The organism is Pseudomonas sp. BN515 (genome assembly GCF_029873155.1).
In the GTDB taxonomy this organism is placed as follows: Bacteria; Pseudomonadota; Gammaproteobacteria; order Pseudomonadales; family Pseudomonadaceae; genus Metapseudomonas.
In genome coordinates this window covers 16014-38656 of the sequence record NZ_SSOH01000071.1, presented here as the reverse complement: position 1 = coordinate 38656, position 22643 = coordinate 16014, and the positions used below count along the sequence as shown (strand labels likewise).

Below are 22643 nucleotides of genomic sequence, written 5' to 3'. Positions count from 1 at the left end.
ATGCGCAACCTGCTCAGTCGAAGCCTTAGCTGGCACGCTGGCCCACCCACTTGGGGCCCCGCTCTGATGGCGGGCATGGGCTGCGGCCTGCCGCTGGTGCTTGGCCTGTTCACCAGCCACAGCGGCTTCCTCTGGGCCGCCACCGGTGCGTTCCAGGCCGCCCTGGCCAATCCCTACCATCGACTCGGCATGTTGCGCATGAGCCTGCTCACGAGTCTCGGTGCAATCGCTGCCGGGATGGGCTTCTGGGCCGCCAGCCATCCGTTACTGAGTCTTGCCAGCTTTGCCTTCATGGGGTTGCTGTTGGCGGTGATGCAACGCTATGGCACGGAGTTCGGCAAGTTGGGCGCGGGGCTGGCGGCCTGCCTTTGCCTGGGTCAGGGCCAGGCGGGGCTAGGCAACCTGCACAACGGCCTGGCGGTGGGGGCCTTGTTCGCCATCGGCGGGCTGTGGGTGATGCTGCTGGCGTTCGCCCTGCGCGCCTCCCGGGGGATGCGGCTGTGGCCGCTGATGCCGCGACTGGGCAAATTCGCACGGGTCATGCGTCGCCATGCCCAGCGTCTGCCCCAGCGTCTCTGGCTGATCCATGCGCTGGCTTGCACCCTGGCGGGTGCCCTCGCCGGCCTGGCGGTGAACCTGTCGGGGCTGCCACGGGGCTACTGGCTGACGCTGACGGTGATGACCACCATCCAGATGGATCTCCATGGCAGCCTGGAGCGCGGCATCCAGCGCAGCCTGGGCAGTCTCATCGGGGCGCTGATCCTGATCGGCATCGGCAGCTGGCTGCAGAGCCCGGCGCTGCTGGTGGCCTGCATGCTGCCGCTGATCGTGCTCAGCCGCGCCTACATCGCCCATCACTACGGCCTGTTCGTGGTCCAGACCACCGTGTGTTTCGTGCTGCTGGCGGAGAGCCTTTCCAACGACTGGCACCTGCCCGAGCTTCGCCTCTACAACACGCTTCTCGGGGCTGGATTGGCGCTACTGGTGGCCTATCTCGCCCACCGCGCGCGCCTGCACTGGGCCACTCCCGCACCGCGAATGGAAGCAGCGCCCCAGGGCGACTGAGCTCTTACGCTTTCAGCCGCCCAGCAGTTGCTCGAGTTCTCGCTGCAGGCCGCCAAGGCTCATCCGTATCGCTTCGCCCAGATGCATCAGTTCGGTGACATTGGCACCGCGTCGATGGGCAGCACCGAAGGCAATGCAATGGGCGAGCAGCGGCTGGGCGTCGATCAACTCCATCGCACCCTTGATCTTGTGCACCAGGCGCTCAAGGTCGTCCCAGCGTTCCTCGCGCAGCAGACCCGCCATTTCCTGGCCATCGGCCTCGTTGGCCTTGTGCAATTCGTGCATCAGCATGCGCGCCACTTCGGGTGATCCCCCCGTAGCGCGATCCAGCAGGCTGAGGTCGAAGCGGACGGAGTGCTCGGCCCAGCCCGACACGGCGTCGAGGTCAACCACGCGCAGCAGGTAGCGCTGCAGGCCTTCGAGACCGATGGGTTTGAACAGACAGTCGTCCATGCCGGATTCGCGGCATCGCGCCAGCTCCTCCGGCTGGGCATTGGCGGTAAGACCAACGATCAGCGCCGGCGGCGTATCTCGTTCACGCTCGTACTTGCGGATACGTCGTGCCAGTTCGTAGCCATCCACCACTGGCATGTTGCAGTCGGTGATGAGCAGGTCGAATGCCGACGCCATCCACAAGCGCAGCGCCTCCTCGCCATTCTCCGCCTGCTGCGCCGTCTGCCCCAGCAGCTCGAGTTGCTGTGCCAGCATCATTCGATTGATCGGGTGATCATCCACCACCAGCACACGCAGGGCACCGGCGGGCAGATCGCGGACGGCCTGCGGCTCAGCGACCATCGGCAGCGGCTCCAGCCGTGGCAGGCACAGGCTCACCGCGATCCGCGTTCCGACACCCAACTCGCTGCGCATATCCAGCTGGCCATCCATCATGTCCACCAACCGGCGGCAGATGCTCAGGCCCAGACCGGTGCCACCGCGTCCCGCATTCATGCTGCCGGCCACCTGGGTGAATGGCTGGAACAGCCGTTTCTGGTCGTCTTCGGCTATGCCGATTCCGCTGTCCTCGACCACCACAATCAACTGCAGTTGCTCTTCGTCCACCGGACGGGCTTCCAGCTCCACGCGGATGGCGCCCTGGTCGGTGAACTTGATGGCATTGCTGACGAGGTTCGAGAGGATCTGCTTGTAACAGGACGGGTCCACCAGCACATCGTCCTGGCTCTGGATTTCCAGACTCAGCGACAGTTGCAGCCCCTTCTGCCGCGCCAGCCCCTCGAACACGCGGATCACGGACTCGGTCAGCGCGCGGGGCGACTGGCGGCCAGGCTCCAGCGTCATGCGTCCGGACTCGATCTTGGCGATGTCGAGGATGTCGCCGATCAGTGCCAGCAGGGAGTCGGCAGAGCTGCGAGCCACCCGGATCGCCTCCCGATCCAGACGCTCGCGTTTCAGGGCCAGTTCGAGCATACCCGTGATGGCGTTCAGCGGTGTGCGGATCTCATGGCTCATGGTGGCGAGGAAACTGCTCTTCGCCACATTGGCGGATTCCGCCTGCTCCTTGGCCTGCCGCAGCTCCTCCATCAGACGGTTGCGCTCAGTGATGTCCACCCAGCCACAGATCAGGCCCCGGACGCGCTGCCTGGCATCGCGATAGGGAATCGCCCAACAGGAGACTTCCAGCACGAAGTCACGCAGGTGCAGTTGCTGGTCTCGGAACTGTGCCTCCCCCTGTTCCAGGGCACGCTGGCTCAGCTCATCCAGTACCCCCAGCTCTCCCTCGGCATCGGCATGCAGACCGTCAACCTTTGCCAGCCGCCGGCCGATCAATGCTTCCCGCGGCACGCCGATGGCTTCGATGAAACTGCGGTTGCAGGTGATGGTGCAGCCATCCAGGTCCCGTACCGACAGCGGAAAGGGGATCCCATCGATCAGCGAACGCTTGAAGGCCAACTGGTCGTTCAAGCGACGCTGCTCCCGCTCGCGCCGGCGAACCTGGCGACGCAGGTAGAGAACCCAGGCGGCGAATACCATCGCCACGAGCAAAAAGACGAAACCCACCTGATAGAGCCGAGCCTGGTATTCGATCCAACTGCTATCGGCCTCTTCGGCCCGGGTGTACCAGCGATTGATGATGCTGCCCAACTCGTCCGGGGAAATGGATAGCAATGCCTTATCGAGGATGCTCTGCAGTTCAGGCGCGTCGCGGGAAACGGCGAAGGCAAAGCGGCCCGGATCTCGGCCTACGGTGTCAGCGATGCGGAGCCGCCCCGGAAAGTAGCGGCTGATCAGGAATGTGGAAGACGCCATCGCATGCAGCGCCGCGTCGAACCGGCCCTCCACGACGCCCGAAAGCCCCTGGATTCCGGTTTCTACCTCCTGCAGCAGCAGCTTGGGGTAGTGATTGCGAATGTATGGGATCAGCGAATGCCCGGCCGGAATGGCGAGCCTGCGCCCGTCGAGGTCGTCGAGCCCCTGCGGGCTGTTGTCGGAGTCCCGCACCACCAGCACGCTACTGGTGCTGAAGTATGGGCGGGTGAAGCTGAGACTCTGGCTGCGCTCAGGGGTGGAGAACAGCGTGGCGGCCATGTCAGCGCGTCTGGCGCGCAGGTCGGCGAGCATGTCCCGGGCCGAGGAGCGTGCACTGATCTCGAACTCCAGCCCCGTCCTCTGCCGGATCAGATCCAGGAGGTCCGGCACGATGCCCCGAAAACGGCCCTGGCTGTTGAAGAAGGTCATTGGCTCGAAGGTTTCATCTACCACCAGCCGCGCGGGGCCATGCCGCTCCAGCCAATGCAATTCGCGCTTGGTGAGCTGGGGGCGAAGATTGTCCAGGAACATGCCCGCGCCATCGCCCCAGCGCTTCACGATTTCGGCGCTCATGGTCTCCGGGATTGCGGCGATCGCCGCGTCGAGAATCCGCAGCAAGTTCTCGTTGCCCCTGGCCACGGAAAAACTCACGCCCACGCCATCGAACCCGGCGAAATTGACCATGCGCAGGTTGATGAGGTAGCCCTGCCTTATCAGGTAGTTGGCGGCAATGGCGTCGCCGATGAAGACATCGCTCTGATCGAACGCCACCGACTGCAGTGCGCTGCGCACCGAGTCGTAGCGGAACGAACGCGCGTCGGGATAGGCCTGACAGAGCTTTTCCAGGCTCGGGCCTTCCGCGGAATAGGCCAGACGCAACCCGTCGAGGTTTCCTGACGCGGCACGCCGGTCATCGATGCGGGTCACCATCACCGGCTGCTGCTGCATGTAAGCGACGGTCTGGGACAGGCCGGGGCTGGCGGAGTCGCCGTCCACGCTGTTGCCCAACAGGTCGATCTTCCCGCTTCGCAGGGCGTCGCGGGCCAGCTCACGGTCCGCAAAGCGCACCACTTCCGTTTCGACGCCGATGGACTGGGCGATCAGCCGTACGAAGTCCGCGGTCACGCCCTCGTAATCCTGGCCACTGGCGGTGATGTCGAACGGCGGATAATCGGGCTCGTTGGTGCCGATCCGCAGGACGCGCTTCTCCCGCAGCCAGCGCCTGTCCCGTTCCTCCAACGGCACTCGCAGGTCCCGGGCCTGGGAACGACCCAGCAGTTCCAGGCTGGGTTGATCCTCCGCCAGGCAGTTCGCAGGCAGCAGCATGCCTGCGAGCAGAAGGCAGACGAACAGGGCAGAAAGACGCATGAAGACGATCAAACCAGGGCGTTACGGTTGGCGAACTCCACCAGTTCGATCAGGGAACGGGCGTTGAGCTTGAGGAGAAGGCGGGTTTTGTAGGTACTGACGGTCTTGTTGCTGATGAACATCTCCTCGGCAATGTCCTTGTTGCTGTAGCCATTGGCGAGGAACTTGAGCACCACCAGCTCGCGGTCGGATAGCCGCTCGATCATTTCGTTCTCGTCGGGCAGGCCGACCTGGCGCTTGCCGGACCTGATCACGTCGCTGGGGAAATAGCTGTAGCCGGACAGGACCGCCCGCACCGCGGCAGTCACTTCAGCGAGGTCGCCTTCCTTGCAGACGAAGCCCGCGGCGCCGGCCTGCATGCAGCGCGTCGCATAGTGGTTGGGGTTCTGCCCGGTCAGCACCAGCACCCGCAGCGGCAGGTCCAGCGCGTGCAAGCGGGCGATGACATCCAGACCGCCGAGCTTGGGAATTCCGATGTCGAGAATCACCAGGTCCGGCTGGTGTTCCCGCGCCAGGGCGATGGCATCCACACCGTTATCCGTCTCCGCGACGACTGCATAACCCTCGCGATCCAGCAGCAGGCGTACGGCAAGGCGAATGACCGGGTGATCGTCGACGATCATCACCTTGTAGGCGGACTCGCTTCCGGGTTCGAGGAAATCATCCAGATTGACCATTTTGCTCACAGCATCGCTCCCTTGGTGCGGTTTGGAGGCTGCCACGATAGAGAAGCGACCTGCACTGTCGACCCCTGAAACAGACAGGGCACAGCTTTCAGGAATCGACCTACCTCACCTTGCGTTTCCTCCTACAGGGGAGAACTGATTTCGGCGGCAATACATGCTCGATTCCCGGCAGATGACGGTCATATCCACGGCCACCCTTGCTCCCGAGCAAGGCGGCGCTTCGCCATTTCCAGCCTTTCCCGCCGCGCCGGCCGACAGCCCCTGCCCCATGGCAAATTGCACGACGGGCGTCACAAGCCTCATCTATGCTCCTGTAGCCCCTCAGGGATGGGGTTAAGGAGCTGCTGCAATGCCTCAAAAGTTTGCTGAGCGTCGCTTTCCGCTGCACGTCCATATCAGTGCGCTCTTCACCCTGCTTCTGCTGTTCACCGGAGTGGTTCTGGGCCTGTTCAACTATCGCCAGACCAGCCAGATCATCCTTTCCAGCAGCGATGAGCTCTTCGGCCGCATCAGCCAGGAGGTGGAAACCGACCTGCAGCAGACCTACCAACCCATCTACCACTTGCTCAACCTGCTGGCCCTGGGTGGAACCAACCAGCGTCTGAACAGCTTCGACCGCCTGGACATCCTGCTAAGACCGCTTACCCAGGCCCTGCATGACAATCCCAAGCTGGCGGCGCTGTACGTCGGCTATGACGATGGCGACTTCTTCATGGTCCGCCACCTTCGCAACGACACGCTGAAAAAGACCTTCAATGCCCCACCGAACGCGGTTTATCAGGTATGGAGCATCGAGCGGGACAACCTGAGCCGTGCCCGTTCACTGACCTTCTTCTTCGACGGCCAGCTCAATGAGATCGTCCGCCGCCAGGAACTGAAGGAGCGCTACGATCCACGCAGCCGGCCCTGGTTCTACGGCGCGCTGGAGCAGGATGAACCGATCACCACGGCCCCCTATGTGTTCTTCTCCAGCGGCGCCGTCGGCACGACCCTGGCACGCCCCGGCGGCAGCGATGCGGTGATAGGCGCCGACCTGACCCTGGATGACCTGTCGGCCACGCTGGCCAGCCACCGGGTCACACCCTCAACCGAAGTGGTCCTGTACCAGGCCGACGGCCGTGCGGTTGCCTACCCCGACACCAGCAAGCTGGTCAAACGCATCAATGGCGCGCCCGAACTGGGCGAGGTGAAGGACTTCAGCCCGCCGCTCGCTGCCCTGATCGGTCTCGCTGGGCAGGAAGACCTGCGCACCAGCGCGGAAATCGGTGATCGCCGCTGGGTGATCGCGCGCCAGCATCTCGCCGAAGGCGGGCCCAAAGGCCTGCAACTGGCCATCCTCGCCCCCGAAGACGAACTGCTGGACGATGCCTATCGCATCCGCTGGCAGGGCGCGATGCTGACGCTGGCCATCCTGCTGCTGTGCATCCCGCTGGGCGTCCTGCTTTCGCGCATCGTGGTGAAGCCGCTGCGGGCGCTGGTCGTCCAGGCTGAAGCCATCCGCAGCTTCAATTTCAACTTGCCCGCCATGGGACGCTCGCCAGTACTGGAGGTGGACCAACTGGCGGTCTCCATGGCACGGATGAAGGAAACCATTTCCAGCTTCCTGGAGATCGCATCCAGCCTCTCGGCGGAGAACCGCTTCGACAACCTGCTACGCCGCGTCCTGGACGAAACCATCGACATCAGCGAAGCCTCCGGCGGCCTGCTCTACCTGATCGACAACCAGAAGGGCCGCCTGGAACCCCACGGTCTGTTCCTCAACGACCAGGAGCAGGATCTGGAAGCCCACGGCATCCGCGGCTTCGGCCTGGAAAGTCCGGCCTTGCCGCACTGGCTCGACCTGCCGTCCCACGGTGGCCCCAGCCAGGTGTGCTCGTTCGGCTATGACCAGGCCGGCGCCTATCGGGATCTGCTGCAGACCCTGGAAAGCCCGCGGATACACCTGGTCAGCACCGGCCTGCATAACCGCCAGGGAATCACCATTGGTGTGCTGGTCCTCTTGCACCGCGACACGGGCAAGGAATCTCGCCCCGCCATCCTCAGGCCGGAACGCATCGCCTTCGTCGAGGCCATCTCCGGCGTCGCCGCGCTGTGCATCGAAAGCCAGCGCCTGCTGGAGAAACAGAAGCAGTTGCTGGACGCCTTCATCCAGCTGATGGCCGGCGCCATCGACGCCAAGAGCCCCTACACCGGTGGCCACTGCCAGCGCGTACCGGAAATCACGCTGATGCTGGCCCGTGCTGCCGCCGCCAGCAACGAGACGGCATTCCGTGGCTTCCAACCCACGGACGAAGAATGGGAAGCCCTGCACATCGCCGCCTGGCTGCACGATTGCGGCAAGGTGACCACTCCCGAGTACGTGGTGGACAAGGCCACCAAGCTGGAAACCCTGAACGACCGCATCCATGAAATCCGCACCCGCTTCGAGGTGCTCAAGCGCGACGCCTGGGTGCACTACTGGCAGGCCCTGGCCCAGGGCGCCGAGGAGAATGAACAGGCGCGGCTGCGGGACGCGGAACTAACCGCGCTGGACGACGACTTCGCCTTCATCGCCCGCTGCAACCTGGGTGGTGAAGCCATGGCCGAAGCCGACCAGGAACGCCTGAAAGGCATCGCCGCACGCACCTGGACCCGCACCCTGGACAACCGCCTGGGCGTGTCCTGGGAAGAGGCACAGCGCCTGTCGCGTACGCCGCCGCAATCGTTGCCGGTGGAGGAAAACCTGCTGGCCGACCGGCCCGATCATCTCTTCGAGCGACCCGCCACCGAACTGATGCCACCGGACAACCCCTGGGGCTTTAAGCTGCAGGTTCCCGAATACAAGTTCAACCGGGGCGAACTGCACAACCTATCCGTCAGCCGCGGCACCCTGACCGATGAAGAGCGCTACATCATCAACCACCACATCGTGCAGACCATCCTGATGCTCAACCACCTGCCCTTCCCCGCGCATCTGGCGAACGTGGCGGAGATCGCCGGTGGGCATCACGAGAAGATGGACGGTACCGGCTACCCGAAGCGCCTGACCCGGGAAGAAATGAGCCTTCCAGCGCGGATGATGGCCATCGCCGACATCTTCGAAGCACTGACGGCGGTTGACCGCCCCTACAAAAAGGGCAAGACCCTCTCCGAAGCACTGGGAATCATGACCGGCATGTGCCGCGGCGCCCACATCGACCCCGACCTGTTCGGCCTGTTCATCCGTTCCGGGGTGTACATGGACTACGCCAGGCGCTTCCTGAAGCCGGAGCAGGTCGACCAGGTGGATGAGAAGGCGGTGTTGGCGAAAGCGGGTTTGGCTTGAGCCGCCCGCGTACGGATCGATCGAGGCGGCCCCCCCCTTGTAGGGGGAATCTATTCGCCAAGGGCGGCGAAGCTGCGCCTGGCGAAGCGGCAGGCAGACCTGTGGTCTGCTTGGCGATTGAAATCGCCCCTACAGCAATTTGCAGGCAACAAAGAAGGGCGCCAACAGGCGCCCTTCTTTATTCCGTCATCGCACTCAGGCGTTGACCGGATTCTCCGGGTACCACACGTCGATCAGCGGGCTGACGGTGGAGCCGGCCAGTTCGGCGTGGCCCTTCTGCAGCCAGGCTTCCACCTGGGTACGCTGGTCGGCGTTTACCGAACCACGCTTGCCAAGGCAAACGAAACCGTAGTCCTCGGCACCGATGAAGCCCAGGCCGTTGCTTTCGATCGCTTCGTCGATGAAACGCTCGAAGAACACCGAAACCGCTTCCGGATTCAGACCCTCCTTGTAGCTGAGGGTGAGTTCGAAGCCCAGTTCCGCGATTTGACTATTTAGCAACCTTTGTCATTATTTTTTCAACGCCCCTGGAATGGGCCATTCAGACCGCCACGGCAACTCAATAAAAATGACAATTATCAAAGACACCCGGGCCATCCGCTCTCATCCTCTCGCTGCAATCGACCCAGAAGTGGCGAATCTTATTAACCATGGGGCTTCGCTCCACCAACGATCCTTCGGCACGAGTCACCACAGCATCAGTGTTCCCCTGCAGCTGTTGGAGGCCTACTGCGACATTGCCGGCCTGCGAATCACCATGGAAACGCTCAGAAGCTCAGCCATTGAGGCAATCATGCAAGGGTTCTGCGCCGCGATGGCAGGCAATGCTCTATTGGAGCAATCGGGACCACGGAACGTCGGAATTTGCCGTCGTCTCTACCAGTCGCTCACCTCGGCACGAGCGCGAGTTTCTGGCGCTCACGCTTTAGCTTGGGACATCTCCCTGTTCAAACCAGACCCAGCCGTGTGCGCGAGGATTGCTTCGACTAGTGATGACAAACGTTGGTACTGGAAGGGCTGGGCAATCCAAAGCCCGCACAAACGTGGCGTGTACCTGCGGCTCGGCCAGCTCGTAGTCCCTTATGGAAGGAAATTTGTAGAGGCCATCTTCGCAGAGGTTGAAAAAGACTTCCGTGGCCGACCTGCCTCATTTCACAACGAATGGAATGACATGTTCGACTACCTCGGCGAGCACCAAACCAGGTGGCCACGGAGGACCTTTAATACCGAAGAAGGCGTGAAAAGCTTCATGCAAGCCTTCACGATTGCTCACTTCACCAAGGCAGAGAAGGCCCAGAAGGACGCAAAATCACAAATCAAAAGCTGGAACACGTTTGTAAGCACGGTTGAGGTATGCCTATGCAAAACAGGGGTATGGGCAAACCTCTCGAAGCCTATCAAGAAGCCACCATCGTCAACCAAACGTGGATCTGAAACCAAACTAAAAGAGTGCGAAGACGGGCTGCTTGTCCAAGAGAAACTACTTACGAGCATTCCCCTTCACGTAACCGACTCTGAAGCCGTTGAGGTCCTCTTCTTCCACATTAAGAACGACCTAGCCACGGTTCGTGGCTGGGCAGCCCATCAGGCTGCAGACCTTAAATCCCGACAAGCTCGTCGTGTCCTGCTAGCTCAGAAAGGCAATCCGATTATAGAGTGCAAAGGTTCAAGTACCGCGAAAAAATATACGCTGGCCGACGTCTGCGCGACACTGGAGGCCACCAGTTCCGAAGTGCCACCTGCGTTCCTCTGCAAAGTCCATTATTGGGTCACTGGCGAAAACTGCAGTGGCTCAGAACTTGCCAACTATTACGGATACCCCGTGACAGGAAGCCTGTTCCCGCTTCAGTGCTTATTGGTGCTTGAGCATCCTGAAATCACGACCGAATTTCTACGGAGTTTCGAGCTTTATAATGAGCAAGGTCAATTGACGGGATTTGACGAAGAGAAGCGTTTACTCACTGGATACAAAAACCGCAAAAGATCAGATATGCGGGAGCAGGTAATCAAACTCAATGACATTTCTTTCCAAACAGTTAAGGACATCATCGAAATAACTAGCGTATGCCGGAGAAAGCTTCGTGCCCAAGGAGATGACAGCTATCGCTACCTATTTATCACGTCAGGCACAGCCTTTGATCGAGTTCGGCGGGCCAATGTAACGTACTGGAACAAGCATAAATTTCTTGGAAATCCTAAGTTGCGCGAACAACTAATCGCACAATTTAGTCCCCACAGCGACCTGCCAGCAGACGAGTTGATCGAGTTCATCAAACGGGTGCGACTGACCAAGATACGGACATCTAGGGCAGTTGAAATATTTATTCAGACCAAAAGTAGCGAGGCCATGTCTAAGGCCCTCGGCCATGAGCGTTACTATCCAGATCTTCTCAGCCACTACCTTCCGGATGCGTTACTAGCATTTATCAAAGCTCGGTGGATCCGAATCTTTCAGAAAGCTCTTGTTTGTGAAGCGATGAAAGATAGCCCGAACCTCCTTCGGGCGACGCAATTCAATACCATGAATGAGTTAGATGACTTTCTGGCCAACCACCGAATCAAAGAGATTCCGTCCCAGGCCTCCGACCCTGAACGCACAGAACAATGGGAAAATACCGAGACCAGTGAGGCTGTACTCTCTATCGGCGTGCCGTTCCTGGCTTCTCTGCTCTCACTCGAAGTGGCAGTCACAGCCTCCACCGACCGGGCCCGCGTATGCGGAAAAGCAGAATACTGGGCGTCGTTTGCAGACAAAATCAAGACAGAAATCAAAAAAGGATCTAACCGTCTACTGAAAAAACACCTGAATGCTGCATTGAAGCTGATCGACGCAAAAAAAATGGAGAAATTGATCTATGTCCCTGCTCACTGGGCGTGAATCTAGCACGGGGTATGAATTCCTCGATGAGTTTGGGGTAACAGAACTATCGCCTCATACGTCAGCACCTTGGCTGCTCAGTGACTTCGATGAGACTCTTTGGTCAATTTATATTAACAAAAAGAAATTATACGAACTTGATTGGAGTGTACGTCTTGGGGATGGCAGCCTATTAACTGACGACAACAACGAGGTACTACTCCGGTCATTGAAGCACCTGCTCATCATTGGCACGACGGGAGTCAACGACGAGTTTGCCACACTCGCGCCAGCGTCCCTAAAAACGCGCCTTTCATTCATATTAAAAATCATTGACTATCTGTTAATCCATGCTCAAAGCCTTAGTCTTATCCAATTCGGCCTTGGCGCCTTGAACGCCGATGAATTGAAAGGAATTCTCAACCATTTGGCCTCCTCCCCACGGGCTGAAGAGTCCGTTTATGCATGGCATGAACGCGCATCCGCTTTCTGTAATGCCCAACTGAGCAATATAATCTACAGCGAGGCCGAGGATTTTTTTGCTAAGTATCCAAGTATGCTGGAGGTTAACGATGATGAATGTGAAGATCTTAAACTCAATATCACCGTAGCTGAGATCCCGATGATTCGTGCGGCGCTCATGAAAGCTAATTTGTACTACGGAACCCACTGCCAGGGCTTTAAGGTAAATACTAAATTACTTTCGGAAAGCGTCTATCCAGACACGATCTACGGGCGGCAGACGCCAAAATCGTCTCTCGAAGTACTAAGCTTCTATCCCAGCGAAACCAGGTATAAGCGCGAATATCCGAAAGTCAAAGTAACCACAGGTGAATCCGAACACCTTATAGACACCGCGTACTTTTACTATCGGTATGCACTCGTGAATAGCGCAGCGCTCAGCACATTGGGGTTGCCGGCTCCCTCAGATACTCACACCATCATAGAGTACATTCCAAAACTCAACGAGGCTTCCCGGTACAGAAGTGTGCCTGCGAGCAACCTGCTAAAGCTCTTCCGTTGCAGTATAGATTTTCATGTCGAACATGGAAGGAAGGTCCTAAACGGCTTCATCAGAGTAGCAGCGCATTGCCACAGACAGAATCTCGCAATGACCCGCCTACCCGAGGCGGACTTTTTGAGGATTATCGGCCCGGAACTTGTCAGCTTCGGCGTTAAAAAGTTAGGCCTTTCGAGTTACCGTAGTAATAAATCTCCTCGAAAAGGTGGCGCAAAGCAATACTTCCAGCACTTACGCGCCAACCATGGACTGCTTGAGTTGGTGAGTGTCTACCTGGGCAGTGTCCAGTTGGCCGTTGGGATGCTCATGGCGCGGCGCATTGACGAGTTGGTCACTCTAGACGCCTCGAGATGCTTGGACGAAAGCAAATCATGGCTTGTCTTCAACCTAGCGAAATCCACCCACAAAGCCTTGGGGATTCGGCAGCGTGAGTCTCGGCCTATCGATGCCATTGCCGTCGAAATGATTGAGGAACTGCGCCGCTTTCAAATGATACTTAAACGCCTTGGAGTTATAAGCGACCTGACCAACTTGTTCGCGACTCCATGGTTGCGGGGACTCAAAGGACTGCAGGACTGCACACTGCACCTGTACCATCGCAATCTGGACTTGGCCTGTGACTACTTCGAAAGCGATATTAACGCTGCTGGGGAGCGCTACTACGTACGCCAACACCAACTACGCCGCTTTTTCGCCATCATGTTCTTCTACACGAATAGCTTCGGCGAGTTGGATACCCTTCGCTGGATGCTTGGCCACCGCGACATCGAGCACGTTTGGCACTACCTGACTGAATGTCTGGAGCCCAAAGATATCAGGGGAGCGGGCGCCCGCTATTTCGCTGAACTTGCTAAACAGGAGCGGTTGGAAAACTATCAAAATTTGCAAGATTTGCTGTTTGCGGAATTCGGCACCTCTAAATTTTCATTGGTAGACGAGCAGAAAATCGAAGATTACCTTTCGGCGATGCTTGAAGAAGGTAAAGTCCGGATTGAGCCGCAATTCTTCAACGATGAAAACGGCAAATCCATGAAAGTCCTATTTATTGTCAGCTAAAACAATGAGCACATTGCCTAAGCGCGAGTTGATCGACCAATCTATTGGGAACATTTTTAAATTACTTTCAGACATAGCGTACTCCCCAGGGAGCTATGTCGAAAATAAACAGGTTTTTAACGCACTGAAGAGCCAGGGAAATCTCTGCGCCCTCGATCTGGATTTCACCGTACAGGATGAACAGCTAGCAATTCGACCAATAAGCCTTAACACTCTCAAGAAAAGGCTCTCCGACAATTCCTCTGATATAAATTTTCAGCACCTGGATAAGCTTCGAGTGCAAGCACAGGCGGCAATACGAAAATTTAGCGAAGATTTGACCACCCCTAAGAAGAAGACCCGTTCTGCATTGGAGGATCAGATTGAGGAACTTAAGAAATCTGTCGCCACACTCCATGCAGTTAACATGGTTCTAATACAGGCACTGGAGGTTAACCGAAGGGATCTAATCACAATATCCGATACCCCCAGCACAGGTCTTCGACAAAAAAGGATTAACGACGCGATCAATCGGATCATCAAGATTTTAAATTTGAATCCTGCACCTTTCGACGACATCACTATTCTGTCCATGAAAAAGCATTTGCAGTCGGTGCCCAATGAAAAATAGAATCGTTGAGTATCCTGAATCAGCTCAACTTTTTAAACCTATTCCTATATTAAGACTCTACGACTATTTAACGCAGGACACGCTCCGAACGCTTGACGGCAGCAACATGCCCTTCATGACATGGCCGGATGGATCACCATGCCTGCAAGCAAATGCCTACATGATTAGAATCCGTATGCAATCCGGCCGAGGCGGGAACGGCCCGTCAAGACTCGGAAGCAAAGGTGGTACATTTGGAGAGTACGCGGGTCAGATTAGCCATTTGATCAGGTTCTGCTACTACAACAAACTCAATTTCATTTCTCTTTCGGACGACGATTTTTGTGAGTTCATCGATGGGCTCCGCAAGGAGACCAAACTCAACAACCCAAGCCAACTCAAGAGAAATGAGCGCACAATTTCCAGCATTGGCAAAAGGTGCTTGAACTTTCTATCACACGTTGGAGAAATGAACCAGCTGCATAATTTCGTTGGCATTGGTGGAACCATTGCTATAAAAATGGTCGATTCAACTGCCTATCGAAACGGAAAATCCTTCAAACGCTCCAGCGTCCACCATAGATCTTTCAGGACGGCCAGCGCCAAAAAGACTCGCAAGCCTATTGGCGAGGCGAGCATTGAAAAGTTGCGCTATGCAGTTGATGAGATATCCAACTCAGAATTTCTATGCAATCGTCGGCACTTGATGATTTCCTTGTTTGAGGAACTTGGTGCGCGACGAGGCGAAATTCAGCCTATTACCGTTGCCCAGGTATTAGCCGCCAGCAAGAAAAAAAAACACATAATTACCATCACCACTTTAAAGCGAGGAGAGACTGGCCTGACGCGCGAGTTAGAGCTGAGCCCTCCCCTGATTGAGGATCTCTTGACATATATTCGCGGCGATCGCCGCGAAATCATGAAACGATTTAAGGGCATTCCAGATCACGGCTTCCTGTTTGTTACCGAGCGCGGCGGACGCCCTTTAGGGGCAGACACGCTGACGACCGAATTTTCAATAATCCGACGCGCAGCTGGCATTGAGGAACAAGCTTGTGCACACCTCTTTAGACACGCCTTTTGTACCAACATTGTCGCCAACCTCATTGCTGAAACACAGGCGCTAAGCACCGACTCATTCAGACAAACGCTGATGACCAATAAGATGCTGGCCGAGCGAGCGATGTCCATGAGCGGCCATGCAACGCTAGAAAGCTTGCTTGACTATGTAGACGCCGCTTTCAGGGTCAAATCCAAATTCGAGCAACTCATCCACAACGTCGAAATCGCCCGACGTTATGAAGTCTACGAGCGCCGAAGAAAACGCCTTCTTCAGGATTTCAAGGCCGGCAAAATCAGCAAAGAAAAATACATCGAGCGCGAGGAGTCCCTCACAGCGGCAATGGATAGTGACCTTAAGACTGTGTAAGGCCCTCTCAACGCGCCGTCAAACTGATGGCCAATTCAGCCTGGCAATCCCACGCAGAATGCCTTCATCGAGTCTTTCAACGGCGAGTACCAGGATGAATGCCTCAACGAGCCACGATTCTGTTCGCTGGCAAAATCCAGAATTCGCACCGCGGCGTAGCGACGGGATTACAACGAACACCGACCGCACCGCACGATTGGCGATCTCACTCCGGAGGAATTTGCTGCGGAATGGCGAGCCAGCCAAGAGAAGATAAAGTCACTGCTTGCCGGAAAGGTGGAAGAGCTTCCACAAGAAAGTCAGCCTTGGGCTTTCTTGAATTCCCGTAACGATTAGTTGGCCTGCAGTTCTGTCACCTGAGGCAGAAGAGTGGCTGGATCGCACGCCAGCACGCTGGCGATACGGTATAGCTTCTCGACGGTGATATTCACTTCACCACGCTCGATGCGTCCCATATAGCTGCGGTCAATGCTGCAGGCCAGTGCCAATGCGTCCTGGGAAATCCGGCAGGACTTTCTCTGCGTCCGAATGCGTGTCCCCAACGCTTTCGCCAACTGATCCATGACCGCCTCAACTCCACTTGAGGCGGCACTATCCTGCGTTTGCCGACGCACAAACCACGGACTATAATCCGCATTTTTACGCTACGACCCCGTGGGTGCCCGCATGAGATCTGCCTCGTTCATCTTCGATAGGCGGCTGTATCAGCTGCTTCAGGAGGAAGGGCGCACGCAATTCACGACTCGTGACCTGCGGGATGCCTATGCCAAGCGCTTGGAGGGCATGACCTTTCGTCTCGGCAATGTGCGCCGATATGTGTATAAGCAGATCCGCCGAATGCTGCGGGTAGGCTGGCTCGTGCTTGACGAAGAGCGCCGCACGCGCGGGCAGGTCTACCACCTGCAACCAATCCCGGCACATTTGCAACTCGAGCTAGTAGACAACGGGTTCGAGAATAGCCTCAGCGAACCAAGGCAGGCGCCGCCAGTGCTTGAGCCGCCTAGACCTTCATTCGACGCGGAGCAGCACCTGGAAACGCTCCTCAAGGAGATCCGGCTCGACTTCCTGTCCGCCATGGGCGAGGCGGAGCGATTCAAGCAGTTACTTGATGACATGCCGGATCTGCGGGAAAAGGTCGAAGGCGAGTATTTGGAAGCCATGGACCGCAGCTCGCGCCTCTTGGGACACCTCCGTGCCGTCGAGAAGACGCTCAAGACACTTACTACTTCGCGATGACGTCATCCCTGAGAAATTGGCAGCGTCGCTGTATTGAAACGGCGCTCGAGCACTTCATTTCCACGCCGCATTTCTTCTGCCAGGCAACACCGGGCGCCGGCAAAACTCGCATGGCAGCGGAGCTGGCCCGGCGCCTGCGGGAGCAAGGCTTGATCGATCTGGTGCTCTGCTTTGCTCCGTCGTGCCAGGTGGTGGACGGCTTTCGCTCGACCTTTTCATCGGTGCTTGGCGGACGCTTGGACGGCTTGCTTGGCGCTTTGGGTGGCGCGTACACCTACCAAGCCATGGAGTACCGAGACGAGGCATTCTGGCGCCTCCTCGACGACTACCGCGTATTTGTCGTCTTCGACGAAATCCACCATTGCGCCGGTCATGATCCGCTCCTGAGCAACGCCTGGGGACAGCAGATCCTGCAACGGATCCAGGATCGTGCCGCTTTCACCCTGGCCCTTTCCGGCACTCCATGGCGCTCGGACGACCGTGCTATTGCCCTCGCGCGATACTCCTCTCCCGAGGGGCACCTGATCTGTGACTATCGCTATGGCTTGAAGGAGGCCATTGCGGACGGGGTGTGCCGTTCGCCTCGCATCGTCCTCCTCGACAACCAGAAGGTGAAGCTTACGGAAGAGTTGGGGGCCGAGAGCCTCGCCAGGCACTTTCCCAGCATTGTCAAGCTATTGGAGGAATCCCCCGTCACCTATGAAGACCTGCTTCGCCATGACGAGGTGATCGATCAACTGCTCGGCCTGGGATGCGAAAGGTTGGATGAGCTTCGCCGAATCAAGCCGGATGCTGCTGGCCTGGTGGTCGCCACCGATATCGAGCATGCCCATCAGATTGCCCAGACCCTAAAATCCAGGGGAGAAAGTTGCCGGGTCGTAACCAACCGAACCCCGGATGCCCAGCAGGTGATCAATAACTTCAAGCACAGCGACTGCCGTTGGATCGTCGCCGTGGGAATGATCAGCGAAGGCACAGACATCCCCCGCTTGCAGGTGTGCTGCTACCTCAGCCGCATCCGAACCGAGCTGCACTACCGGCAAGTGTTGGGACGGGTGCTGCGGCGTATAGGCGAGCCCGATGACAAGGCCTGGCTATTCATGCTCGCGGAGCCCACGCTCCAGCGCTTTGCGGAGCGCATTGCAGATGATCTACCGGATGATCTGGCGGTGCTGAGTCAGGTTCATACGCCTACTTCTACACCCGGCATTACGTCTGGCGGGCTGGCTACCGCTAACTATGTCGATGGCAGCAGTGGTACTGAGAGTGGGCAGGGTCTTGGGACAGGTTCGGTAGGCATCTCCTCGTTGGGTGATTTCGCCGCTGAGCCAAGCTATCAAATCAGCTTCTCGCAGCACTACCGGCAGCTGTTGGTGGCTTGCTTTTGACGGCCGATTGGTAACGGAATCAAATTAAACGCAGAGGCCATCGAGCTTGCCAAGGACCAGGTCAGTGAGATGCTCACCCATGAGAAGGCTGGACAGAATCGGGCCAGAAAGAGAAGAACTTCTTCGAAACTCGCGTCATCGAGTACTAGACCTACGGCGCACTGAGCTGGGATCAAAGCTATCTCGCGTAGTTTTTCAACAAACACTGAAACTTTTTCACTGAATGTTGAAACGAATGCACCGAGACGGTGCATAGCCGCTGCCAGGGGAGGCAGCGGCGACAGCCATCCAAGGCTGGCTTTCGCTGTTAGGTCGAGACCATTGGCCCCGAAGGAATAGAGGGCAGCAAAGAGTAAACAACAGGGCCGGCGAGCATTGCTCGCTGGCCCTTTTTACTGGCGGGACAGTTCCGGCTTGGGGGAAAAGCAGCCGTCACCTTCCCGTGTAACTTACAACCTCAGTTTGATTCCGCCTGGCTATCACAAGCCAGGATCATCGATGTACCAGGGGGTACGCCGAATTGGACAAACAACGAAAGACCAAGCCCCCAAATGGGCGGTACGACACCAACGACGAAACGAAACGAATCGTCTGGACTCAGGCTGCCGGTCACTGCGAGCTATGCGGCACCGATCTCACATTCGACTACCGCGCAGGCAAGCCAATGAAGTGGGGCGAGGTAGCCCACATCCTACCGGCCAGCCCCCAAGGTCCGCGGGGGCGTAAGGACCATGACGAAGCAAAGGCGCAGGGGCTCACCAACGACAGCGCCAACCTCATGCTCCTCTGCCCAAGCTGTCACAAGAAGATTGATCGTGACGCGGATGGCTACCCGGAAAATGACTTGAGTGGCCTGCATCAAGCCTACCTCGAACGTATCCGCCTCTTGCTTCAGTCCAGGTCTTTGCGGATGCAATGAAAGCTGATGACGAGCGGCGGCCGATCGATACGTAGCAGGGGCTACATACGGGTCTAAGCTGAGTGTATTCCCTTAGGGTCAATCTCTAATGGCTACCCCTAGCAAAGACACTCGCGCAGATGGTGCCTCAGTGGCAGCGGAGGCAGGCTGCAGTCTTCGGGAGTTGGAGCGACTTAACCGAACGCTCGAGACCCTTAGTGCAGGCAATCGTATGCTTCTGCGCTGCTCAAATGAGCAAGAACTACTGAGCGGCATGTGCCGCGTAATAGTAGGAAAAGGCTATTATCGCTATGCCGGTGTTTGGAGTGCGCTAAACGACGATGGCTATCCCCTAGTTCATATGGCGTATGCACTCAGCTCTTCACATAGCCTTCAGGAGGCTGAATTTTTTAAAAGCATTTCGCTTTCGTGGGCAAATCCAGAAAGGGGAGGAGCCGCAGCTATCGCTGTCATTACAGGTAAAGCCTGTGTCGGCCGCAATCTTCTTACCGACCCTGACCACGCTAAATGGCGCGAAGACATGGTTCGTCTTGGTTATGGATCGGTTACTGCCTTTCCATTGCGGGTAGATTCAGTTGTCGTAGGATCTCTGTGCATCACTGCTACCGAACCTGAAGTATTTGATGAGTCTGAAGTTTCTTTGTTAGGCGAGTTGGCTGATGATCTGGCGTTCGGGATAGAAAATTTGCGCATACGTGCAAAGCATCAAGCTGCAGAAAAAAAAATTCATCAAATGGCTTACTACGACTCACTTACCGGACTACCTAATCGAGAGATGTTTTATGAAAAAATCAAGTCAGCCATTATAGAGTTCAGAGAGAAAAATCGCCCGCTCGCAGTATTGCTTCTAAAGGCCAAAAATTACCACGAAATCAAGGACACCTTTGGACACATACAGGGAGACAAGTTACTACAGGAGATTGCCAACCAGCTCTGCGCGACAATACTCTCGAGTGGATTTGTTTCTCGCGTAGGCGAGGCCGAATTTGCTATTCTTTATCCTCATGCGGACGCAGAATGCGCTATTCAAATGGCGCAAAAGCTTAATGCATTATTTCATTGTGCGCCTGACTCTTCTGGGCTAACCCACTATACAAGGGTGACGATAGGAATTGCGTTGTTCCCCGGCCATGGTGTTGAGCCGGATGCATTATTTAGGCATGCACGAGCTGCTATGTCCGAGGCGAGGCGCACAGGACGCGACTATGTGGTATTCGCGCATAGCCTTGATGAGGCATGCACCAACCGGTTATTACTGACGTCGGACTTGCGTGAAGCGATCAAGCTTGGCCAGCTAATACTCTATTGCCAGCCTAAATTCAGTTTAGCTTGCTCGTATCTATGTGGAGCTGAGGCACTAGTGCGTTGGCGGCATCCGGTTCGGGGCATGGTGCCTCCCAGCGAGTTTGTGACACTTGCTGAATTCACCGGACTGATTACTACACTCACCTTTTGGGTTCTCGAAGCTGCATTTAGACAATGCTTTGCATGGAATGAGTCAGGTTTAAACATTCCGCTTTCCATAAATCTTTCGGCGCAAGACTTATGCGACACCAGGCTAGTCACCAAGATCGAAGGTTTGATGGCGACTTGGGGGGCGAAATCGAATTGGATACAGTTTGAGGTTACTGAAAGTGCGCTCATGGAGGACCCAGCTAATGCGCTAGAAACACTGCGGAAATTGAAAGGAACAGGGGCTCAGATTGCTGTCGATGATTTTGGAATTGGCTATTCCAGCTTGAGCTACCTACAAAATCTGCCGATAGATGCAATTAAGATAGATCAGTCTTTCGTTAAGCAAATGGCCGAGCACCCGAAGGCGGCTGCTATTGTTCACTCTACGATTGAGTTAGCGCACAGATTGAATTTAGAGGTAATTGCTGAGGGCGTTGAAAACCAAGAGGCTTGGGAGCGTCTCGTGAAGATGGGATGCGATGTAGTTCAAGGTTACTACATAGGAGCGCCAATGCCTGCGGAAGCTTTCGGAGATTGGCTGGAGCACTCTAAATGGAAGTAATTTGAGAAGTGATAATCCAGTCGCTTGAAAACGGGACGTTACCCCCCTTAAACCGAAGAATCGGAAGAAGTGGTAATTGGCTCGAAAGCAAAGCTTATCTCTGTAAAATGGATTATTTTTATATAAATATATTGCCCACCATTCGAGCGGCAGTAAGTAGCTCCTAACTCTCAGCACATCAAATCGAAAAGCCCCCTGGGCGAAGCCTCAGGGGGCACGATTAGATTAGATTGCTAGCGCTAGATTCAGCGATTAGGAAGCGCAATCTTGGGAGCGACCTCTTTAGCGATCAACTCTAGCGACTGAAACCAGGGCGCCGGATCATCATAGTAATCATGCGCTTCTACCTGTAGCGTTCCCCAACCACCTGTTGCTTCAAACAGCGCATTGATCTTCTCCTTCACGGTATCGGGCGAACCGACCAGGAAGACGTGATCCACCAAGAATTCAAGATCAGCATTAGCCGGATCGATACCTGCATCCTTGGCATACCCATCCATCATGCCGAAACGACGCCAGATGGGGATCAGGTAGTGCTGGAAGCAGTAGCCGATCGGTCCTTCCATCACCAAACGCTTGGCTTCCTTGTCGGTTTCAGCACAAAACACAGTGTGGGATACCGCATGACGCGAACGGTCCGGGGTATGGCCCGCTTTAATGGCCGCTTCGGAATAGACTTCCCAGTGTCTCTTCAGTGCATCAAGACCAGAAAAGATCGAAACCGGCTTGAAGTTGCGCTCACCGGCCAGACGCATGGACGGCGAGTTGTAGCTGAAACCGGTTACCGCGATCTCAGGTGCCTTTCCCCCCCAAGGACTGAAATCCGCCAGCTTATGCTGTTCATCACCCTCGGCACCTTCAAGCTCTTCCGGATACCCCGCATCCCAATACTTACCTTCATAGAAGAACGGCTCACGCTTCCAGATCTTCTCCATGATGAACAGTGACTCTCGCACCATGTCGTTCAGGTCCTTGGTTTCGTCTCCACCGCTAGCCGTGTTGGACTGGCCGGCGTTGCGAATTCCGTGCATGTAGGAGGCTTGCGGATAGGCGCCAGCACCAATACCGAGGAAGTAACGGCCTTCCAGAATGCGTGACAACCAGCCGATCATGGTCGCTAGTTTTGCTGGATGCTGATGCGGCAGCAGGTGGGCCATAGGCCCGAACTTAATGTTCTTGGTTTGCAAGGCTGCAGCGGCGATTAAAAGTTCAGGGTTGGGGATGTTCTCCCATATTTGCGAGGCGTGCTCGGAGATCATCATTGAATCGATACCGACGCTGTCCGCCTGCACGGCACTCTGGATGCCCCAATCAAAGGTCTGCTTGGCTGTCCGGCCAGGACGCATGTAGGGATGAAAGATCAAACCAGTTTCCATTGCCATAATTGTTGTCTCCTCTAGATGGGTAATAGGCAAGGGAGGCATTAGCCTGTGTCTGCGGGCA

14 protein-coding genes and 2 pseudogenes are annotated in these 22643 nt (G+C 56.6%); 11 read left to right on the top strand and 5 right to left on the bottom strand.

All coding sequences use genetic code 11. From position 1 onward, the window contains the following. The gene (locus tag E8E91_RS17235; protein WP_280377206.1) at nt 1–1065 is read left to right on the top strand and encodes an FUSC family protein; all 1065 of its coding nucleotides are present in this window, start codon (nt 1–3) and stop codon (nt 1063–1065) included. Nucleotides 1066–1077: 12 nt separating this feature from the next. Here E8E91_RS17235 and E8E91_RS17230 read toward each other — a convergent pair whose 3' ends face one another. Together E8E91_RS17230 and E8E91_RS17225 are read right to left on the bottom strand one after the other, a co-directional pair. Further along, nucleotides 1078–4698: a transporter substrate-binding domain-containing protein gene (locus tag E8E91_RS17230; RefSeq protein ID WP_280377204.1), complete on the bottom strand. Its 3621-nt coding sequence runs from the start codon at nt 4696–4698 to the stop codon at nt 1078–1080. 8 nt (nt 4699–4706) lie between these two features. After that, on the bottom strand, nt 4707–5375 hold the full coding sequence (locus tag E8E91_RS17225; RefSeq protein WP_280366267.1) for a response regulator transcription factor: 669 nt from the start codon (nt 5373–5375) through the stop codon (nt 4707–4709). A 358-nt stretch (nt 5376–5733) separates the two neighbouring features. On the opposite strand from E8E91_RS17225, the gene E8E91_RS17220 reads away from it, so the two are divergent. After that, nucleotides 5734–8688 carry an HD domain-containing phosphohydrolase gene (locus E8E91_RS17220; RefSeq protein WP_280377201.1) on the top strand — a complete coding sequence of 985 codons (2955 nt, stop codon included), beginning with the start codon at nt 5734–5736 and terminating at the stop codon, nt 8686–8688. A gap of 195 nt (nt 8689–8883) precedes the next feature. Here E8E91_RS17220 and E8E91_RS17215 read toward each other — a convergent pair whose 3' ends face one another. Further along, the gene (locus tag E8E91_RS17215; protein WP_280366261.1) at nt 8884–9189 is read right to left on the bottom strand and encodes a YggL family protein; all 306 of its coding nucleotides are present in this window, start codon (nt 9187–9189) and stop codon (nt 8884–8886) included. Nucleotides 9190–9220: 31 nt separating this feature from the next. Here E8E91_RS17215 and E8E91_RS17210 point away from each other — a divergent pair, with 31 nt between their 5' ends. The 5 genes and pseudogenes from E8E91_RS17210 to E8E91_RS17190 all read left to right on the top strand — a co-directional run. Further along, nucleotides 9221–11566 (top strand): hypothetical protein, encoded by a 2346-nt coding sequence (locus E8E91_RS17210; protein ID WP_280358514.1) that lies wholly within the window; start codon nt 9221–9223, stop codon nt 11564–11566. Beyond that, nucleotides 11544–13622: an integrase gene (locus E8E91_RS17205; RefSeq protein WP_179060050.1), complete on the top strand. Its 2079-nt coding sequence runs from the start codon at nt 11544–11546 to the stop codon at nt 13620–13622. The genes E8E91_RS17210 and E8E91_RS17205 overlap by 23 nt, the downstream gene beginning before the upstream one ends. Before the next feature lie 4 nt (nt 13623–13626). Beyond that, on the top strand, nt 13627–14232 hold the full coding sequence (locus E8E91_RS17200) for a hypothetical protein (protein WP_179060051.1): 606 nt from the start codon (nt 13627–13629) through the stop codon (nt 14230–14232). After that, a complete protein-coding gene (locus E8E91_RS17195) occupies nt 14222–15640 on the top strand; it encodes a site-specific integrase (RefSeq protein WP_179060052.1) in 1419 nt (472 codons plus the stop codon). The genes E8E91_RS17200 and E8E91_RS17195 overlap by 11 nt, the downstream gene beginning before the upstream one ends. 33 nt (nt 15641–15673) lie before the next feature. Continuing rightward, nucleotides 15674–15976 (top strand): annotated as a pseudogene (locus E8E91_RS17190) (transposase); the annotation flags it as partial. On the opposite strand, the gene E8E91_RS17185 reads toward E8E91_RS17190, so the two are convergent. Next, nucleotides 15973–16203 (bottom strand): helix-turn-helix transcriptional regulator, encoded by a 231-nt coding sequence (locus E8E91_RS17185; protein ID WP_179060053.1) that lies wholly within the window; start codon nt 16201–16203, stop codon nt 15973–15975. The pseudogene E8E91_RS17190 and the gene E8E91_RS17185 sit on opposite strands and share 4 nt — an antisense overlap. A 103-nt stretch (nt 16204–16306) precedes the next feature. Between E8E91_RS17185 and E8E91_RS17180 the strand changes: the two genes are divergently transcribed. The 4 genes and pseudogenes from E8E91_RS17180 to E8E91_RS17165 all read left to right on the top strand — a co-directional run bounded on the left by E8E91_RS17180 (nt 16307) and on the right by E8E91_RS17165 (nt 21200). Then, nucleotides 16307–16876, top strand: coding sequence for a hypothetical protein (locus E8E91_RS17180; protein ID WP_179060054.1), 570 nt, complete (start codon nt 16307–16309; stop codon nt 16874–16876). Next, complete coding sequence (locus E8E91_RS17175; protein ID WP_179060055.1) at nt 16873–18264, top strand: DEAD/DEAH box helicase family protein; 1392 nt, start codon at nt 16873–16875, stop codon at nt 18262–18264. Before E8E91_RS17180 ends, E8E91_RS17175 begins: the two co-directional genes overlap by 4 nt. Before the next feature lie 520 nt (nt 18265–18784). Continuing rightward, a pseudogene (locus E8E91_RS17170) lies at nt 18785–19150 on the top strand (HNH endonuclease signature motif containing protein); the annotation flags it as partial. A 244-nt stretch (nt 19151–19394) separates the two neighbouring features. Next, nucleotides 19395–21200: an EAL domain-containing protein gene (locus tag E8E91_RS17165; RefSeq protein ID WP_179060116.1), complete on the top strand. Its 1806-nt coding sequence runs from the start codon at nt 19395–19397 to the stop codon at nt 21198–21200. Nucleotides 21201–21445: 245 nt separating this feature from the next. Here the strand turns inward: E8E91_RS17165 and E8E91_RS17160 are convergent, their stop codons facing one another. Beyond that, on the bottom strand, nt 21446–22582 hold the full coding sequence (locus E8E91_RS17160; RefSeq protein ID WP_179060117.1) for an LLM class flavin-dependent oxidoreductase: 1137 nt from the start codon (nt 22580–22582) through the stop codon (nt 21446–21448). Nucleotides 22583–22643 lie beyond the last annotated feature (61 nt).

What these genes read in the sequence shown, in the direction of transcription:
- E8E91_RS17180 (WP_179060054.1), top strand. Translation starts at nt 16,307, where the DNA reads ATGAGATCTGCCTCGTTCATCTTCGATAGGCGGCTGTATCAGCTGCTT.
- E8E91_RS17210 (WP_280358514.1), top strand. Translation starts at nt 9,221, where the DNA reads ATGGGCCATTCAGACCGCCACGGCAACTCAATAAAAATGACAATTATC.
- E8E91_RS17175 (WP_179060055.1), top strand. Translation starts at nt 16,873, where the DNA reads ATGACGTCATCCCTGAGAAATTGGCAGCGTCGCTGTATTGAAACGGCG.
- E8E91_RS17225 (WP_280366267.1), bottom strand. Translation starts at nt 5,375, where the DNA reads ATGGTCAATCTGGATGATTTCCTCGAACCCGGAAGCGAGTCCGCCTAC.
- E8E91_RS17220 (WP_280377201.1), top strand. Translation starts at nt 5,734, where the DNA reads ATGCCTCAAAAGTTTGCTGAGCGTCGCTTTCCGCTGCACGTCCATATC.
- E8E91_RS17200 (WP_179060051.1), top strand. Translation starts at nt 13,627, where the DNA reads ATGAGCACATTGCCTAAGCGCGAGTTGATCGACCAATCTATTGGGAAC.
- E8E91_RS17205 (WP_179060050.1), top strand. Translation starts at nt 11,544, where the DNA reads ATGTCCCTGCTCACTGGGCGTGAATCTAGCACGGGGTATGAATTCCTC.
- E8E91_RS17185 (WP_179060053.1), bottom strand. Translation starts at nt 16,203, where the DNA reads ATGGATCAGTTGGCGAAAGCGTTGGGGACACGCATTCGGACGCAGAGA.
- E8E91_RS17160 (WP_179060117.1), bottom strand. Translation starts at nt 22,582, where the DNA reads ATGGCAATGGAAACTGGTTTGATCTTTCATCCCTACATGCGTCCTGGC.
- E8E91_RS17165 (WP_179060116.1), top strand. Translation starts at nt 19,395, where the DNA reads ATGCTTCTGCGCTGCTCAAATGAGCAAGAACTACTGAGCGGCATGTGC.
- E8E91_RS17195 (WP_179060052.1), top strand. Translation starts at nt 14,222, where the DNA reads ATGAAAAATAGAATCGTTGAGTATCCTGAATCAGCTCAACTTTTTAAA.
- E8E91_RS17230 (WP_280377204.1), bottom strand. Translation starts at nt 4,698, where the DNA reads ATGCGTCTTTCTGCCCTGTTCGTCTGCCTTCTGCTCGCAGGCATGCTG.
- E8E91_RS17235 (WP_280377206.1), top strand. Translation starts at nt 1, where the DNA reads ATGCGCAACCTGCTCAGTCGAAGCCTTAGCTGGCACGCTGGCCCACCC.